This is a genomic window from Streptomyces sp. NPDC036813 (assembly GCF_055609245.1).
In genome coordinates, this window is sequence record NZ_JBVJPV010000001.1 from 551947 (window position 1) to 568495 (window position 16549).

General features: G+C 73.2%; 13 protein-coding genes. 9 read left to right on the forward strand and 4 right to left on the reverse strand.

What is annotated here, in order from left to right:
• Positions 1 to 50: 50 nt before the first annotated feature.
• Positions 51 to 1076 carry a hypothetical protein gene (locus ACZ67Q_RS02325; RefSeq protein WP_471175306.1) on the forward strand — a complete coding sequence of 342 codons (1026 nt, stop codon included), beginning with the start codon at positions 51 to 53 and terminating at the stop codon, positions 1074 to 1076.
• On the opposite strand, the gene ACZ67Q_RS02330 is transcribed toward ACZ67Q_RS02325, so the two are convergent.
• The 4 genes from ACZ67Q_RS02330 to ACZ67Q_RS02345 all read right to left on the reverse strand — a co-directional run bounded on the left by ACZ67Q_RS02330 (position 1060) and on the right by ACZ67Q_RS02345 (position 6976).
• On the reverse strand, positions 1060 to 3309 hold the full coding sequence (locus ACZ67Q_RS02330) for a hypothetical protein (RefSeq protein ID WP_471175308.1): 2250 nt from the start codon (positions 3307 to 3309) through the stop codon (positions 1060 to 1062). The genes ACZ67Q_RS02325 and ACZ67Q_RS02330 overlap by 17 nt on opposite strands.
• A 133-nt stretch (positions 3310 to 3442) precedes the next feature.
• Entirely contained in the window at positions 3443 to 4594 is a 1152-nt protein-coding gene (locus ACZ67Q_RS02335; RefSeq protein ID WP_471175310.1) for a P-loop NTPase family protein, read from the reverse strand.
• Positions 4591 to 5655 (reverse strand): hypothetical protein, encoded by a 1065-nt coding sequence (locus ACZ67Q_RS02340; protein WP_471175312.1) that lies wholly within the window; start codon positions 5653 to 5655, stop codon positions 4591 to 4593. Before ACZ67Q_RS02340 ends, ACZ67Q_RS02335 begins: the two co-directional genes overlap by 4 nt.
• Positions 5656 to 5752: 97 nt before the next feature.
• A complete protein-coding gene (locus ACZ67Q_RS02345; protein WP_471175314.1) occupies positions 5753 to 6976 on the reverse strand; it encodes a cation:proton antiporter family protein in 1224 nt (407 codons plus the stop codon).
• A gap of 445 nt (positions 6977 to 7421) precedes the next feature.
• Between ACZ67Q_RS02345 and ACZ67Q_RS02350 the strand changes: the two genes are divergently transcribed.
• The 8 genes from ACZ67Q_RS02350 (at position 7422) to ACZ67Q_RS02385 (ending at position 16467) form a co-directional block, all read left to right on the forward strand.
• Positions 7422 to 8117 carry a nucleotidyltransferase domain-containing protein gene (locus ACZ67Q_RS02350; RefSeq protein WP_471175316.1) on the forward strand — a complete coding sequence of 232 codons (696 nt, stop codon included), beginning with the start codon at positions 7422 to 7424 and terminating at the stop codon, positions 8115 to 8117.
• A gap of 321 nt (positions 8118 to 8438) precedes the next feature.
• Positions 8439 to 10487: an elongation factor G gene (fusA, locus tag ACZ67Q_RS02355; RefSeq protein ID WP_471175318.1), complete on the forward strand. Its 2049-nt coding sequence runs from the start codon at positions 8439 to 8441 to the stop codon at positions 10485 to 10487.
• Positions 10488 to 10878: 391 nt separating this feature from the next.
• Positions 10879 to 12195, forward strand: coding sequence for an ABC transporter substrate-binding protein (locus ACZ67Q_RS02360; RefSeq protein WP_471175320.1), 1317 nt, complete (start codon positions 10879 to 10881; stop codon positions 12193 to 12195).
• Positions 12196 to 12199: 4 nt separating this feature from the next.
• Entirely contained in the window at positions 12200 to 13186 is a 987-nt protein-coding gene (locus ACZ67Q_RS02365) for a carbohydrate ABC transporter permease (protein ID WP_471175322.1), read from the forward strand.
• 79 nt (positions 13187 to 13265) lie between these two features.
• Positions 13266 to 14105 carry a carbohydrate ABC transporter permease gene (locus tag ACZ67Q_RS02370; protein ID WP_471175994.1) on the forward strand — a complete coding sequence of 280 codons (840 nt, stop codon included), beginning with the start codon at positions 13266 to 13268 and terminating at the stop codon, positions 14103 to 14105.
• A gap of 38 nt (positions 14106 to 14143) precedes the next feature.
• A complete protein-coding gene (locus ACZ67Q_RS02375; protein WP_471175324.1) occupies positions 14144 to 15502 on the forward strand; it encodes a GH1 family beta-glucosidase in 1359 nt (452 codons plus the stop codon).
• 139 nt (positions 15503 to 15641) lie between these two features.
• Entirely contained in the window at positions 15642 to 16040 is a 399-nt protein-coding gene (locus ACZ67Q_RS02380) for a hypothetical protein (protein ID WP_471175326.1), read from the forward strand.
• A 46-nt stretch (positions 16041 to 16086) separates the two neighbouring features.
• Positions 16087 to 16467: a hypothetical protein gene (locus ACZ67Q_RS02385; RefSeq protein WP_471175328.1), complete on the forward strand. Its 381-nt coding sequence runs from the start codon at positions 16087 to 16089 to the stop codon at positions 16465 to 16467.
• Positions 16468 to 16549: the final 82 nt, after the last annotated feature.

The following is a 16549-nucleotide window of genomic DNA, read 5'->3' on the forward strand; positions in this document are numbered from 1 at the left end:
CGCACCGCAACACCCGCACCCCGCCCCACCCCACCGAAAGGCGCGTACCCGTGGCAGCTCCCGCACCCCAGCGCACCAGCACGCTGAAGCAGTCGCACTGGACCGTCAAGCGGCACGGCGTGATCACCGGCATGTGCGAGGAGACCGTCGCCGCCACACCGTCGATACGCAGCCTGTGCCACTACAGCAACGGCATCCTCGACTTCGCGGTCCTGCGCGCCCCCCTCGCCCCGCTCAGCAGCCTGCTCACCGAGCCCGGCGACGAGGAGTCCGGCGAGTCCCTGCCGGGCAGCCGGCTGCTGCTGTGCGCCCAGGACCTCGGCCTGGTGCTGCGCCCGCTGGGCACCGGCGAGTTGATGCGCACCGTGGTCGCGGGCCCCCGCGGCGGCCTGTGGGGCGGCCGCGCCCGGCCCGGCGAGTTCCTCGCAGCCGTGACTGACCTGGGCGACGGCGTGCCCGACGCCGACGCCGCCATGAACCGGCTGGTCACCCGCATCCGCACGGAGATCCACTCGCTGCCCGACGAACGGCTCGGCGGCGACCCCGTGGCCAAGCCGCACCTCACCGCCCTCCCGGCCCCCGAAGGCCCGCGGATCGACTTCGGCACGGCCGCGGCCGCCGACACCGTCTACGAGGAACGCCTGCGCGACCTGTGGCGCAGCCACGTCAACCCCGCCGACCTGCACTACGCCGGCTACTACCGCGACTGGACGCTGGTCTGCGTCGGCGACGTCTTCGACGCCGGGGAGCTCGGCCCCCGCTTCATCGACGTCAGCGTGCGCACCCGGCGCACCGCCTACCGCGACCTCTCGCGCAGCCTGCGCGGCCACGTCGTACGCCTGACCGACGCGCTCGGCCTGATCACCCCGCCCGCCCCCGGCCGCGCGCCCCTGGACCGGCTCGTCCTGGATGTGCAGGAGGGCGCCGTGTACGTGCACTGGACCTCGCCGCACGCCTTCCTGCTGGGCGTCACCCTCGACCAGCGGCAGGTCGGCAACGCCGAACAGCGCCTGGCGGGCCTGGCCCGCGCCCTGCGGGATGCGCCCGCCGCCGGACGGTTCACCACGCCGCGCTGAGCGTCCCCCACACCTCCTCCGCCAGCGACTCCACCGTGCGGGCCGGGGTGAGACGGTGACGCTGGTCGGCGCCGCCGAGGAGATGGACCGGCAGCACCTCCACCGCGCTCTCGTACTCCCGGCAGATCCGGCGCAGTTCTCCGAGCTCGGCCTCGGTCGGCGCGGCGCCGGGCACGGTCGCGGCGGCCCAGGCGGCGACCGCCCCGCGGAAGCGCTCCGTCAGCTCCCGCACCAGCGTGGCGCAGCCCAGCACGCTCAGATCGGCCGGGGTCGCCGCCGCACGCCCCGCTGTGCGGCCCGCGACCCGCCCGGTGACCGACTCCAGCATGGCCAGCGCGTCCCGGAACCGGCGTCGCACCGGTCCCGGCAACGCCGCGGTGTCCGGCTCGCTTTCGCCGCGCTGGAGGGTGGCCTGCGGCGTGGTCGCGGGCCGGGTGTCCAGGGCCAGGCCGGCCAGTGTGCGCTGCATCTCGTCCAGCCGGGCGGTCTGCAACTCCAGGTCGCGGCGCATCCGTTCGCCCAGCTCCAGCAGATCCTCCTCGCGCCGCTCCTCCACCAGGCGCCGTTCCAGTTGCAGCAGGGCGTCGTGCGCGCTCAGGCCGAAACCGCCCTGCCGGTACACCAGTGGCCGGGACCCGATGGCCCGTCCCAGCCGGTCCTGCATCGCCTGCGAAACCAGGCCGTTGACCACCAGCAGCACCTCCAGCCGGTACGGCCGTACCGCGCTGCGCAGCCCGAGCACATGGGCGGCGACCCGCTCGGCGTCGTCGGCGAGCAGCACCGACCGGCCGTAGATCACCGCGATGTAGGCGTCGGGGGCGGGGGAGAGCCAGTACACGACCTCCTCCCGGCCGCCCGGGGAGCGGGCCAGGCGGGCCGGCACCGGGTCGCGGGAGGCGATCCGCCACTGCCCGACGTCCAGCGCCTCGTGCAGGTCGGCGAGCACCTGCCGGTACGCCACCCGCTCGTGCAGCTGCCGCACCGCCGCCAGGACCGCCGTCCCCGGCACCCGCCGCACCGCGCCCTGCTCGTCCTCGGCGAGCTGCCAGGCCTGCCGGCACGTCTTGAGGACCTCCCGGGGCACGCCCTCGGTCAGCTCCGGCAGCAGCCGCAGCGCCTCCTCGTCGAACGGCCCGGTGCCCGTCGTCCCCGCGGCGGCCAGGTAACGGGAGACCAGCTCGCGGGTGTCGCGGCCGTCCAGGCCGTTCGCCCACAGCTGCACCACCCGCTCGTGCACGCTGCCGCGCAGCGCCTGCAACCCGGCCGGGGAGGTGCAGAAGACCAGCAGACCGCCGTGGCTCGCACAGATGTTGACCAGGCGCTCGAAGGCGTCGAAGAAGGTGCGCCGGGCCTCCTGCGGCCATTCCAGCACCTTCTCCAGGGAGTCCAGCAGCAGCACGTACGGGTTGCCGACGCGGCCGTGCAGGAAGCCCTGTACGGCGAGCGCGTCGAAGACCCGGTCGATGCCGGCCACGGTGTCCGCCCGCCCCTGCTGCGGGCCGATGGCCTCGGTGATGCCGCGTTCGCGCAGCGGCTCGGCGGGCTCCTCGCCGCTCAGCCAGTTCCACACCATGCGGCGGAACGGCGGTTGCAGCAACAGCGCGAGCGCGGTGGCGAACCGGCGGTGCTCGGTCACCTCGCCGAGCGTGCCGCGCAGGTCGGCGTGGATCACCTCGGGGTCGTAGCGCAGCGCCGAGACGACCTTGTCGGGGTCGAGCGTGCGGTCGCGCAGCCCCGCCGCGATCTCCCGCAGCGTGCCGCGGCGTGGATCGTCCTGCTCGCCGCCGACCCACTCTGCGGTGACGTAGGCGTAGTAGTCGCGCACCAGTTCCTCGAAGGCCTGCCGGCCCTGCGGGGTGTCGGCGGGGCCGCGCAGCCGGTCGCGGTAGAGCCGCCCCATGTCCTGCGCCGGCTCGTCCACGATCCACATCGCCGCGTCGCCGTGCCGCTCGCGCACCGTCTGGTAGGTGCGGCGCAGCGCGTGGCTCTTTCCCAGGCCGAACCCGCCCACCAGGGCGACGACCCGCCCGCGCCGGCCGCCCGCGGAGGGTGGCGCGAAGTAGTCGGCGACCAGGGCCTGCAGGTCGGTGACGAGCGGGGTGTCGAGGTGGGCGTTGCCCGAGTCGGCCGCCACCGCCGCCGACTCCCCGAGGTCGGACACCGGGCCGAGCCGCACGACCGGGCTCAGCGGGAAGGGGTTGTCGTGCCAGAGGTCTCCACGGTCTGGGGCCATGATGGCACTCCTCGGGTTCTGACGGTGGTGTCCGCGGTGCGAGCGGCGGCGGGAGCGGGGATACGGGCCGGTGTGCGTCAGGGCGGCGGCTCGGGGGTCCGGCCGGGGGAGACGGCCCCGGCGGCCCGTCCGTTCAGCGGCCGGGCGGCAGCGCGGACCACCGGTCCGGCGGCGGCGCGGGCCGCCGCGAGGCGGGCGGCGCGGCCCGCTGGCCCGGCGGCCGGGGCGGACCCGGCGGCGGGGTGCGTCCCAGGTCGGCCGGGTTCAGAGTGGGCGCCCGCAGGTCGGCGGCGGTGACCCGCACGCGGCCACCCTGGCGTCTTTGGCGTTCGGCGATCTCGAAGCACTCCTTGCGCAGCTGCCGCACGTCCAGCAGGTTCCACGCGTCACCGGCCTCGGGCGGTGGGCCGTCCACGGACGGGTGGCCGCCCCGGACGGCTTCGGTGAACTTCACGGGGTCCTCCGATGTGAGGGAGCCGAGCGAGAGATGGGTGACCTCGGGATAGGACAGCAGGTCCCCGAGCACTTCCCGCGCGGTGCGCGGGTTCTGGTGGCTGATCTCGACGAACAGTACGATCCGGCTCTGCGCGTGTCTCAGACACGTCCTGAGGAACTTGCCGCGCACCTCGCCCCCGGCGTCCCGCCAGTCGATGTGCGGCACGATCGCGAACAGCAGGCAGTTCTGCTGTGCGAGCAGCGCGCTGATGGCGCTGAACGCCTTGTGGACGTCACCGCCGTCGATCACCGGGTCCAGGGCCACGTCGGGGAAGTACCCGCGCAGCGCCTCGACGACCTTGTCCCGTATGGCCGCGTTGATGCCCGGCGTCTCGGCGAAGTCGCCGCGCTCGTCCCAGCTGACGTCGTTGCCGTAGTTGACGTATCCGCCGGTCATCGCCACGACCGGGCGCGGTGGCCGCAGTCCCCGCTCGTACTCGGGAGTGCCGCCGGCGTCCGCGTCGAGCTGAGCGAGGTACTGGTGGGCGAGGTGGATGCACTGGTGGATCAGCGTGGTCTTGCCCATGCCGACCGGACCGGTCACCACGACCAGATGCCCGCGGTCCACATGCGGCATGATCATCTCCGGCAGCCGGGCCAGACAGCGCCGGAACTCCTCCACCTGCTCCCGGACATGGTCGACGTCGACCCACTGCCCGGCGTGCTCCTCCTCCGCCCACGGCACCAGCGGGTGGTCGTCCCGGGGGACGGCCGGTATCCCGGGCACCTGGCTTCTGCTGCCCGGCACGTACACCCCGTACGGGTTCGTGCGGTGCTCGCCCCCGTTCATACGGCCGTCCCCGCTCTCTCCCGTCGCGCGACACGGTCCCGCACGCTACGCCAACTCCAGTACACCTTGCTCCGGTTGAGGTCGGATATCAGTCGCAGCCGGTCCTCCATGGCGCTCCGTTGCTCCTCCGCGTACCGGCCGCGGCCCTCGGTGTCCAGCAGGTAGCCGTCCCGGTCCCCGCGCAGCGGCCGGTCCAGCGGCAGCGCGTCGGCGGCCGCACGCCCCGCGTCCCGGCGCGCCCGCGGGCCGGGTACCCGGTTCAGGGTGCGCGCCAAAGCCGTGCGGGCCGTGCGCACCGCGCCGTGATCGGCCCGCTCGTCGGTCTCGTACGCGGTGAGGTAGTCGTGCACGGCCGTCCGGTAGGCGCTCTCCTCACCGGCCAACTGCTGCTGGAACTGCCGGCGTTCCGCCGACAGCCGTTCGGATGCCTGGCCGCCTAGAGTGAGCAGCGCACCGGCGGCCAGCAGCGGTAACTGCTTGAGGAAGTCCGTGAACCAGCCGCCCCCGCCGTCGTCCCCGGCGGCCGCGCCCGGCGACTCGGAGGCGGCGGCCATGAGCGCGGAACAGGCCCGCCCGAACTCCTCCTGCCGCCGCTCGGCCCACTGCTGGAGCGTCATCGCTCCGCCGCCCCTGCCCGCGCCGGCGCCCGTGTTCCTGCCGGTGCCCGCGTCCTTACCCGTGCCCGTGCCCGTGCCCGCGTCCTTACCCGTGCCCGCGTCCTTGCCCGCGCCGGCGGCCGGCAGTACGGCGTCCGGCGTCGCCGTGCTGCCCGGCGCCAGCAGCTTCAGGCGTACGGCCGCGGAGACGAGTCCGGCCCGGTGCGCGCCGTCCAGGCAGTACACCAGCTGCACATCCCGCTCCGAGGATGCACGCGGCCCTGCCCACGCGGGGCCCGTGGCCAGCAGCACCAGCGCCGCCCCGCAGGCCGCCGCGTACGACCGGTGGACCCGGCCGCCCGTGGGGCGGCGCGGGGGAGCGGTGGCCCGCGCCGGCGGCCGGGCGCCGGGCGGACGGCCCCCGCACGGTGCCCCCGGCCGGCCGTGTCCCCTCCGCTGCCTCATCACGCCTCTCCCCGTCCGCTCACCCCGGTGAACCCTGCTCGTCGTACCTCTGCCCGCGCCGCGAACGATGCCGCCCCGTCCCATGGGCCGCCGCCCCCTACGCCGCCGTGCGCTCGTCCGCCGCCTTCGCCTCCGCCGCCTCGCGATGGTACGGAGAGTGACGAACGGTGGCCGCGGCGAGTTCCCGCAGGCTCACAAGTCCCGGCAGTCGCGACCCGCGGTCCTGGAGCACGCGCCCCGCCCCGTACAGGGCGTTGACGGTCAGGACGGCCGGGCCGACCGTGCCCGCGGTACCCGGGAAATCACGCTCGAGGGTGAGCGCGATCAGCACCGCCGTGATGCCGTTCTGCTGGGCGAGCCCCAGCGCGATCCGGTCCCGGCGCGGCAGGCCGCGTACGAACAACGGCAGCACCAGCAGCGCCACCAGCGCCTGCGCGGCGAACGCGGCCGTACCCAGCACGACTCCCTGCACCCAGGACACGCCCCGCGCGAGCAGCAGGCCGAGCGCCAGGAACGCGGCGAGGAACGCGCCGCCCACCGCCCGGTCGACCGCCCGGCCCACCGTCCGGGAGCGCACCACGAGACCGGCCAGCGCCACCGCGAGCATCAACTGCTGCGCCGCCGCGAGCACCAGCAGAGCCACCACCAGCAGCACCGCGCCCGCGCCCCTGGCCCGCCGCACGACCACCGTGCCGGGCACCCGCCCAGCCGCCCACCGCCCCGCGCACCACACCGCGACCACGGCGGCGAGCAGCGCGGCGTTCAGACCGAGGCCGGTCAGATAGCCGCCGGTGCCCCCGGACGCCACCCGGGGGCTGCCCAAGTGCCCGGCCGCCGCATAGGCGTACCCGGCGAGATACAGCGTCAGCAGGACCGTCATCGGATCGTCGAAGGACGCCCACGCCTTCAGCAGCGACCGGGCCCGCGGCGACATCCGCCCCTCGCGGTCCAGCGCGGCCACCGACAACGGGTCGATCTGCGCCACCGCCATGCCCAGCACCAGCGACTCCGGCCGCCGGAAGAACAGCAGCATCGTCCCCGCGATCAGCGCCGCCTTCAGCACCACACCGAGCGTGACCGCCACCAGCACCCCGGTCAGGTCCGCCCGCAGCGCCCTGACATCGATCGCGTACGTGCTGCCGTACAGGCCGACCGCCAGCAGCAGGCCCGCCGTGAAGACGTAACCGCCGGAGTTCATCAGCCCCGTGGTGTCCACCGGCAGACCGATCAGCACCCCGGTGACCAGTGCCGCCGCCCCGCCCAGCACCAGAGGCGGCACCGCCCCGGACAACCGCCGCAGTGCGCGCTCCGCAGTCGCCATCGCCTGGTCCCCCCTTCCCCTGCCGGCCCCCGTACGGCGTCCGGGACGGGCGGGGACGCCTCGGTCCGGCGTCGGGCCCGCCGCCGCGGGGCAGGTGCATCGTAGGGTCCCGCCCACCGCGCCGACAGCCCGACACCGGCCGTGTCCACAACAGTTGACGAACCCGCGGCCCGCCTGCCCGCGCGGGCCGCGGCGCCGTCGCCGCACCCCGGTGTCGTACCTCGTCTTCACGATGCCCGGCCAGGCCCGCCGCCGAACCCGCACGCACCCCGCCGGCGGGCGCATCCGGCCGCCCGGCTCACCCTTCCCGGTGAACCGGGGGCACCGCACGGCTCCCGGCAGGCGCGCGCACCGGGCCCGCGAGCCCCCCGGGCGCGGAAAATGCGAGGCCGCTGAACGTTTGTGCGAGGCATGATGGCGGACCGCACCACCACCGGGGGGAACTGTGAGCGAGAGATACGTCCTGCTGTCCGGCATCGTCGGCTCGACCGCGTACGGCCTGGCCCGCGAGGGCTCCGACATCGACCGGCTCGGCCTGTTCGCCGTCCCCACCGAGGAGCTGCACGGTCTGCGGCAGCCCAAGGAGTCCCACGTCTCCACCGTGCCGGACCACACCCTGCACGAGGCGGCCAAGTGGTGCCGGCTGGCCCTCGGCGGCAACCCGACCGTCATGGAGCTGGTGTGGCTGCCGGACGAGCTGTACGAGGTGCGCACCCCGCTCGGCGACGAACTCATCGCCCTGCGCTCCAGCCTGCTCAGCGCCCACCGGGTGCGCGACGCCTACCTCGGTTACGCCACCCAGCAGTTCCGCAAGCTCACCCACCGGGCCGAGGGCACCGCCCCGCCCGCGCGGGTCGCCAAGCACGCCCGGCACCTGCGGCGGCTGTGTGTGCAGGGCTTCGAGCTGTACGCGACCGGCGCCCTGACCGTACGGGTCGACGACCCCGACGCCTACCACGCCTTCGGCGAGCGGGTCGCCGCCGACCCGTCGGCCGCGGAGCCGCTGCTGCGGCACTACGAGGACGCCTTCGCGAACACGCCCAGCGCCCTGCCCGCACGGCCCGACGAGTCGGCGGCCGATGCCTGGCTGCGCCGGGTGCGCGCCCACTTCTACACGGCCGCGCCCGCGACGGGCGCCTGACGGAAAATAGGATGCCCGGCCGCCGGGCGTCTCCCTAGACTCGCCACGCATCGCGCGCTGCCCCTGTCGACGGCGCGCGATGACCACCGACACCGATCACCAGTGAGGGGAGCAGGCCATGCGTGACCGCACCGCTGCCGCCGCTTCCCGCGCCCGTTACGAGGTGATCCTGGTGTCCCGTGCCGTCCGGTGCCCGCTGCGCGGCCGGCACCGGAAGCCCGCGACGCACATCTGACGGCCCGTCACTCGCACGGGCGCCCGTCGACGCGTCCGGGGGATCGCGCTGCCCTGAACACATCTCGTCCGAAAGGCATGAGGGCCGTGCGCACCGCACTCGACCGTCACCTCACCCACCCGCTCACCGCCGTCCGCAACCTGGGCATCCTCGCCCACGTCGACGCCGGCAAGACCACCGTCACCGAGCGGATCCTGTACGCCACCGGCACCACGCACAAACGCGGCGAGGTGCACGACGGCACCACCGTCACCGACTTCGACCCGCAGGAACGCGACCGCGGCATCACCATCTTCGCCGCGGCCGTCAGCTGCGCCTGGGACGGCCACCGCGTGAACCTGATCGACACCCCCGGCCACGTCGACTTCGCCGACGAGGTGGAGCGCTCGCTGCGGGTGCTGGACGGCGCGGTCGCCGTGTTCGACGCGGTGGCGGGCGTGGAGCCGCAGAGCGAGTCCGTGTGGCGGCAGGCCGACCGGCACGGCGTGCCCAGGGTCGCGTTCGTCAACAAGATGGACCGCGCGGGCGCCGACCTGGACGCGGCCGTCGCGTCGATCCGCGCGCGGCTGCACCCCGCACCGCTGGTGGTGCAGCTGCCGATCGGCGCGGAGGACGCCTTCGCCGGCGTCGTCGACCTGGTCCGGATGCGCGCCCTGACCTGGCCCGACGGCGGCGAGTCGGTCACCGAGGGCCCGGTTCCCGGCACGGTCCTCGACGAGGCCCGGCGTCGGCGCCGGACACTGGAGGAGGCCGTGGCGGAACGGCATCCGGCGGCACTGGAGGAGTTCTGCGACCGGGAGACCCTCTCGGCGGACACGCTCCGCGCCGCACTGCGGGACCTGACCGTCAGCGGGGACGGCGTGGTCGTGCTGTGCGGCTCCGCCTACCGCAACCGGGGCATCGAGCCGCTGCTGGACGCCGTGGTCGCCTACCTGCCCTCGCCGGCCGACCGGCCGCCCGTGCGGGACACGCGGGAGGGCCAGGAGCGCCCGGCCGACCCCGGCGCCCCGTTCACCGCACTGGCGTTCAAGGTCACCGCCACCGCGACCGGACGCCTGACCTACCTGCGCGTGTACGCCGGAACACTGGAGAAGGGAGACACCGTGTGGGACGCCACCGCGCGCCGCACCGAGCGGGTCGGCCGCATCCTGCGCGTGCAGGCCGACCGGCACGCGGCGGTCGATCGGGCGGTCGCCGGTGACATCGTGGCCGTCGTCGGCCTGAAGTCGGCCCGCGCAGGTGCCACCCTGTGCGCGCCGGGCGCCCCGATCGTGCTCGAACCGCCGGGCGCGGCCGAACCCGTCGTCTCGGTGGCCGTCGAGGCCCGCCGCGGCACCGACACCGAACGGCTGTCGGCGGCGCTGGCCCGGCTGGTCGAGGAAGACCCGTCCCTGGTGGTCCGCACCGATCCCGAGACGGGCCAGACCGTGCTGTCCGGCATGGGCGAACTGCACCTGGAAGTCGCGGCGGAGAAGCTGCGCCGGGTGCACGGCCTGGAACTCACCACGGGCCGCCCGCGGGTCAGCCACCGCGAGACGGTCGCCCGCGGTGTGACCGGCGCCGTCTTCCGGCACGTCAAACAGGACGGCGGCGCGGGCCAGTTCGCGCACGTCGTCCTCGACGTCGAGCCGCTGCCGGACGGGCCGGGCACCACCGGCTTCGTCTTCGCGTCGAGCGTGGTGGGCGGCCGGGTGCCGCAGGAGTACGTCCGCGCGGTCGAGGCCGGCTGCCGGGACGCGCTGGCCGAGGGCGGCCCGCTCGCCGGGCATCCGGTGACGGGGCTGAAGGTCACGCTCACCGACGGGTCCACGCATGTGAAGGACTCCTCGGAGATGGCCTTCCGCACCGCCGGCCGGCTCGGCCTGCGTGAGGCGCTGCGCGGCTGCACGCTGCTGCTGCTCGAGCCGGTCGCCGAGGTCACGGTGACCGTGCCCGAGGACGCGGTCGGCGCCGTCCTCGGCGACCTGGCGGCGCGCCGGGCCCGGGTCACCGGGTCCGGCACACGCGGCGGCGCGGCGGTGGTGACGGCGACGGTGCCGCTGGCCGAACTGTTCGGCTACGCCACCCGCCTGCGCAGCCGCACTCAGGGCCGCGGCACCTTCACGGCCCGCCCGACGGGTTACGCGCCTGCGTGACGTGCACCGCGCCGGCGGCTCTCCCCGTGCCCCGTGACGCGACCGCCGGCGGCTCTTCCCGCACCGGGTGAGGGCCACCGGCGGCCCCCCGTCCGGGATGCGACGCGAAGGCCGCCGCGTCAGGGGTACGGCACCACGGCCGATGGCGTCGTCGACGTGCCCGACGTCGGCGCGTCCGTGTCGTCGACGACGTGCTCGTACTGCCCGTTGCCGCCGAGGTGGTGACGGCGTCGCCGGCCTTGCAGGCGGCGTAGCCGCTGACCGTTCCGTTCCGGATCGCGGCCGAGTTCGACGATCCGCGTCAAAGGCCTTGACGCGGATCGTCTTTCGCCGTTTAACTCACGCCCTAAATTAAGACGTGATGAGCTTCCCGGAAGGGACCACCTGGAGCATGCGCAGCATCCGAGTCGCGGCCGTCGGCGCCGTCAGCCTCTCCCTCGCCCTCGCGGCCACGGCGTGCGGGGGAGGTTCGGCCACCGGCGGCGGGTCGAACGACTCGCCCAGGACGCTCACCTACTGGGCCTCCAACCAGGGCGCGAGCATCGAGGAGGACAAGAAGGTCCTCCAGCCCGAACTCGCCAAGTTCGAGAAGCAGACCGGCATCAAGGTGAAGCTGGAGGTCGTCCCCTGGTCCGACCTGCTCAACCGGATCCTCACCGCCACCACCTCCGGCCAGGGCCCGGACGTGCTGAACATCGGCAACACATGGTCGGCGTCCCTCCAGGCGACCGGCGCCCTGCTGCCCTGGGACGCCGCGAACTTCGGCAAGATAGGCGGCAAGGACCGGTTCGTCGACTCGGCCCTCGGCTCCACCGGCGCCGCGGGCAAGGACCCGGCGGCGGTGCCGCTGTACTCGATGGCGTATGCCCTCTACTACAACAGGCAGATCTTCGCCGACGCCGGCATCGCCCAACCCCCCGCCACCTGGCTGGAGTTGGTCGCCGACGGGCAGAAGATCGGGGCGAAGGGCAAACAGGCGCTCGGCGCCGAGGGATCCAACGTCTCCGAGAACATCCACCACGTCTTTGTCTTCGCCCGCCAGCACGGCGCCGACTTCTTCACCGCCGACGGCAAGCCCGACTTCACCGGCGACGGCGTCGTCAGCGCAGTCCAGCAGTATGTCGACCTCATGGCCAAGGACAAGGTGATCCCGGCCGGCAACGCCGAGTATGCGCAGAACCAGTCCGTCAGCGACTTCGCCAAGGGCCGCACCGCGATGCTGCTGTGGCAGTCGGCCTCCGCCAACCTGAAGTCCCAGGGCATGAGCGAGGACGCCTACGGCATCGCCCCGGTGCCCGTGCAGTCCGGTACCCCCGGCACCGGCACCCAGGTCAACTCCATGGTCGCCGGTATCAACCTCGCCGTCTTCAGGAACACCCACAACCTCGACGGGGCCACGCGGTTCGTGAAGTTCCTGACGAGCGACGAGGAGCAGAAGATCCTCAACAAGGCCTACAGCACCATCCCGCCGGTGAAGACCGCCCAGAGCGACGCCGCCTTCGGCACCCCCGCGAACGCCGTGCTGAAGAACACGCTCGCCACCAGCGCCGCCGCCCTGCCCCAGGTCGCCGACGAGTCCCAGTTCGAGACGGCGGTCGGAACGGCCGTCAAGGAGCTGTTCGCCGACGCGGCCGCCGGCCGCCCCGTCACCGCCGCGTCCGTGAAGGCCAAGCTGGCCAAGGCCCAGCAGCAGATGCCGGCGAAGTGACGAGATGACGACGACCACCGCCGTCGAGCGAGCGGTGCACAAGGGAGCATCCGCCCGTGCGGGTGCTCCCCGCCGCCCCGGACGGATCCGCCGCGCCACCCTGCCCTATCTGCTCCTGCTGCCCGCCCTGCTCCTCGAACTCCTCGTCCACCTCGTGCCGATGGTCATCGGCGTCGTGATGAGCTTCAAGGAACTCACCCAGTTCTTCATCCGCGACTGGGGCAGCGCGCCCTGGGCCGGCCTCGACAACTACACGGTGTCGGTCGACTTCGACGCCCCGGTCGGCGAGGCCCTGCTGCACTCCTTCCTCGTCACCGTCGCCTTCACCCTGCTGTCGGTCGCCCTGTGCTGGCTGATCGGCACCGCCGCCGCGGTCTTCATGCAGGACACGTTCGCCGGCCGGGGCCTGCTGCGCGCGCTGTTCCTCGTGCCGTACGCGCTGCCCGTCTACGCCGCCGTCATCACCTGGGTGTTCATGTTCCAGCACGACAACGGCCTGGTGAACCACGTCCTGCACGACCAGCTGCACCTCACCGACCAGCGGCCTTTCTGGCTCATCGGCGACAACAGCTTCTACGCCCTGCTCACCGTCTCGGTGTGGAAGGGCTGGCCGTTCGCCTTCCTCATCGTCACCGCCGGGCTGCAGAACATCCCGCGCGAGCTGTACGAGGCGGCGGCCCTGGACGGCGCCGGGACCTGGCAGCAGATCCGCCGCATCACCCTGCCGTCGCTGCGTCCCGTCAACCAGGTGCTGATCCTGGTCCTGTTCCTGTGGACCTTCAACGACTTCAACACCCCCTACGTCCTGTTCGGCAGGGCCGCACCGCAGGCCGCCGATCTGATCTCGGTGCACATCTACCAGGCGTCCTTCGTCACCTGGAACTTCGGCACGGGCGCGGCGATGAGCGTCCTGCTGCTGCTCTTCCTGCTCGCGGTGACGGGCGTGTACCTGGCCCTCACCACACGCGGACGGAGGACCGCCGATGCGTAACCCGTCCCTCGCTCCGAGGCGTGACCGGCGCCTCGCGCCGACACGCCACTCGTCCCCGGCACCGATGCGCAACTCACCCATGGCGCCCCCGGGTTCCTTCCTCTGGTCGCGCCGGATCTTCCTCACGCTGCTCACCGGCTTCGTCCTGCTGCCGCTGTACGTGATGATCTCCAGCTCGCTGAAGCCGCTCGCGGACGTGTCGGGGAAGTTCCGCTGGCTGCCCAGCGGCCTCACGATCCGCCCGTACATCGACATCTGGACGACGATCCCGCTGGCCCGCTACTTCGTGAACTCCCTGGTCGTGGCGGGCGCGGCGACGGTCTGCTCGGTCGTGATCGCGGTGTTCGCCGCCTACGCGGTCAGCCGCCACGACTTCCGCGGCAAGCGCGTCTTCACGGTGACCGTGCTCTCGACGCAGATGTTCCCCGGCATCCTCTTCCTGCTCCCGCTCTTCCTGCTGTACGTCAACATCGGCAACACCACCGGCATCGCCCTGTTCGGCTCGCGCGGCGGCCTGATCCTGACGTATCTCACCTTCTCGCTGCCGTTCTCGATCTGGATGCTGATCGGGTACTTCGACTCGGTGCCGCGCGATCTCGACGAGGCCGCCCTGGTCGACGGCTGTGGCCCGCTCGGCGCGCTGCTGCGGATCGTCGTCCCCGCGGCGGTGCCCGGCATCGTCGCGGTCGCCGTCTACGCCTTCATGACGGCATGGGGAGAGGTGCTCTTCGCGTCCGTGATGACCAACGACACCACCCGCACGCTCGCGGTCGGCCTGCAGGGCTACTCGACCCTCAACGACGTGTACTGGAACCAGATCATGGCCGCCTCCCTCGTCGTCAGCGTGCCGGTGGTCGCCGGCTTCCTGCTGCTCCAGCGCTATCTGGTGGCCGGCCTGACGGCGGGAGCCGTCAAGTGACCTTCTCGTCCTCCCCCGCCTTTCCCGAAGGGACTTCCGTGACCATCGACCTCGCCGCGTTCCCGGCCGACTTCCTGTGGGGCACCGCCACGTCGGCGTACCAGATCGAGGGAGCCGTCGCCGAGGACGGCCGCTCGCCGTCGATCTGGGACACCTTCTCGCACACCCCCGGCATGACGGCCGGCGGCGACCACGGCGACGTCGCCTGCGACCACTACCACCGCTGGCGCGAGGACATCGCCCTGATGCGCCGGCTCGGGGTGAACGGCTACCGGCTGTCGGTCGCCTGGCCGCGCGTCCTGCCCGGCGGCGACGGCCCGGTGAACCCCAAGGGCCTCGCCTTCTACGACGAGTTGACGGACGCTCTGCTGGAGGCGGACATCACCCCGTCCGTCACCCTCTACCACTGGGACCTGCCGCAGGTGCTCCAGGACCGCGGTGGCTGGCCCGAACGGGACACCGCCTTCGCGTTCGCCGAGTACGCCGAGACCGTCGCCGCCCGCCTGGGTGACCGCGTCCGTCTGTGGACCACCCTCAACGAGCCCCTCTGCTCGGCGTGGATCGGCCACCTGGAGGGCCGCATGGCGCCCGGCTGGACGGACCTCACGGCCGCCGTACGCGCCTCCTACCACCTGCTGCTCGGCCACGGTCTTGCGGTCGAGGCGGTCCGCGCGGCGGCCCCGCAGGCCGAGGTCGGCCTCGTCAACAACCTCTCCACCGTCCACGCGGCCACCGACCGCCCCGAGGACCTGGCGGCGGCCCAGCGCCTCGACGGTCACACCAACCGCTGGTGGCTCGACCCGGTGCACGGCCGCGGCTTCCCCGCCGACATGCGGGAGGTGTACGGCGTGGACCTGCCGGAGGAACCGGGCGATCTGAAGACGATCGCGGCCCCGCTGGACTGGCTGGGCCTGAACTACTACTTCCCCCAGACGGTCACCGACGACCCGGCAGGACCCGCCCCCCACGTCCGCACCGTGGACCGCCCCGGCGTCCCGCGCACCGGCATGGACTGGGAGATCGACGCGAGCGGCATCGAGACCCTGCTGCTGCGCCTGACCGAGGACTACGGCGCCCGCAGGCTGTACGTCACCGAGAACGGCTCCGCCTACCCCGACGCCGTACGCCCCGACGGCACGGTGGACGACCCGGAACGCCGCGCGTACCTGGAACAGCACCTGGCGGCCTGCGCCTCCGCCCTGCGCAAGGGCGCCCCGCTGGCCGGCTACTTCGCCTGGTCCCTGCTGGACAACTTCGAGTGGGCGTACGGCTACGACAAGCGCTTCGGCCTGGTCCACGTCGACTACACCACCCAGAAACGCACGATCAAGGGGTCGGGACACCGGTACGCGGAGATCATCCGGGAGCACGGGGGCGGGGTGCGGGAGGCGGCGTGAGAGTCCGGCGACGGCTGCCGGCGACCGCACCGCTGTCCGTTCACCGAAACCGAGTTCGCACCGGCGCCGTCCGCCTGGCACCATGGGGCGCTGCTGTGGGCGTGGCCGTGGGCCGAGCGTCCTGACCGAGGGGAGAGCCGTGGCGGACTGGATCTACATCCTCAATCCTCAACTGGACATGCTGGACGGTGAACCGACCGACCGGGAGACGATCCGGCAACTTGCCGAGGAGGAGCCCGAACTTGAGCTCTGGCTCAGCCGCCGAAACCGTATGAAGCCGGGGGACCGGCTCTGGTTCTTCTTCACCCACCCCGACGCGGCGGTCTGCGCGGTGGGTGAGGTCGACGAGGAACCCTGGCAGGACCCCGACGACACCGAGGTCTCCTACCTCGTCGCCGCGACGCTGCTCACCGAGGCGACGAAGGCGCTGTCCCGCGACCCCGTGGGCCGCGAGCAGCTCGGGCTCGGGCAGGTGCGGTCGGTGCAGAAGGTGAAGCCGGAGGCCCTGCCGATCCTGCTGGAGCGGGCCGGCCTCTGACACCGCGGCCGGTCCCTCCCCTCGCAAGAAAGAGAGGCGCGCCGCCTTGCCCCACGCCAAGGGCCCCCAGCGGGAACTCTTCGCCCGGCAGTCCCGCGTCCGCGGGCTGATGCTCGGCCTGGCGATCGGAGAGACCCTGGGGGCGGCGCGGGGCGGGCTGCCCGCCGGCGGATCGCTGCCCGCCGGCGTCAGCACCCAACTGGCCTGCTTCACCGCCGAGGGCATCATCCGCACCCAGGTCCGCATCGACCACAAGGGCATCTGCCATCCGCCCGGAGTGGTCCTGCACGCCTACAGCCGCTGGGCCCACCTCCAGGGCATCGCCCGCAAGACGATGCGGCGTCGCTGGAACCCCTACGACCACACGCCCTGGCCGGACGGGTGGCCGGCGGGCGTGCCCGCGCCGGCTGAACGCCGGGCTTTTTGAAAATGAATGTCATGTGGCAGAGTGGTGCGCATGCTCGCCACCGCCCTCCGGCCGGTGCCTCGCAGGGATCTCGCCGATCTCC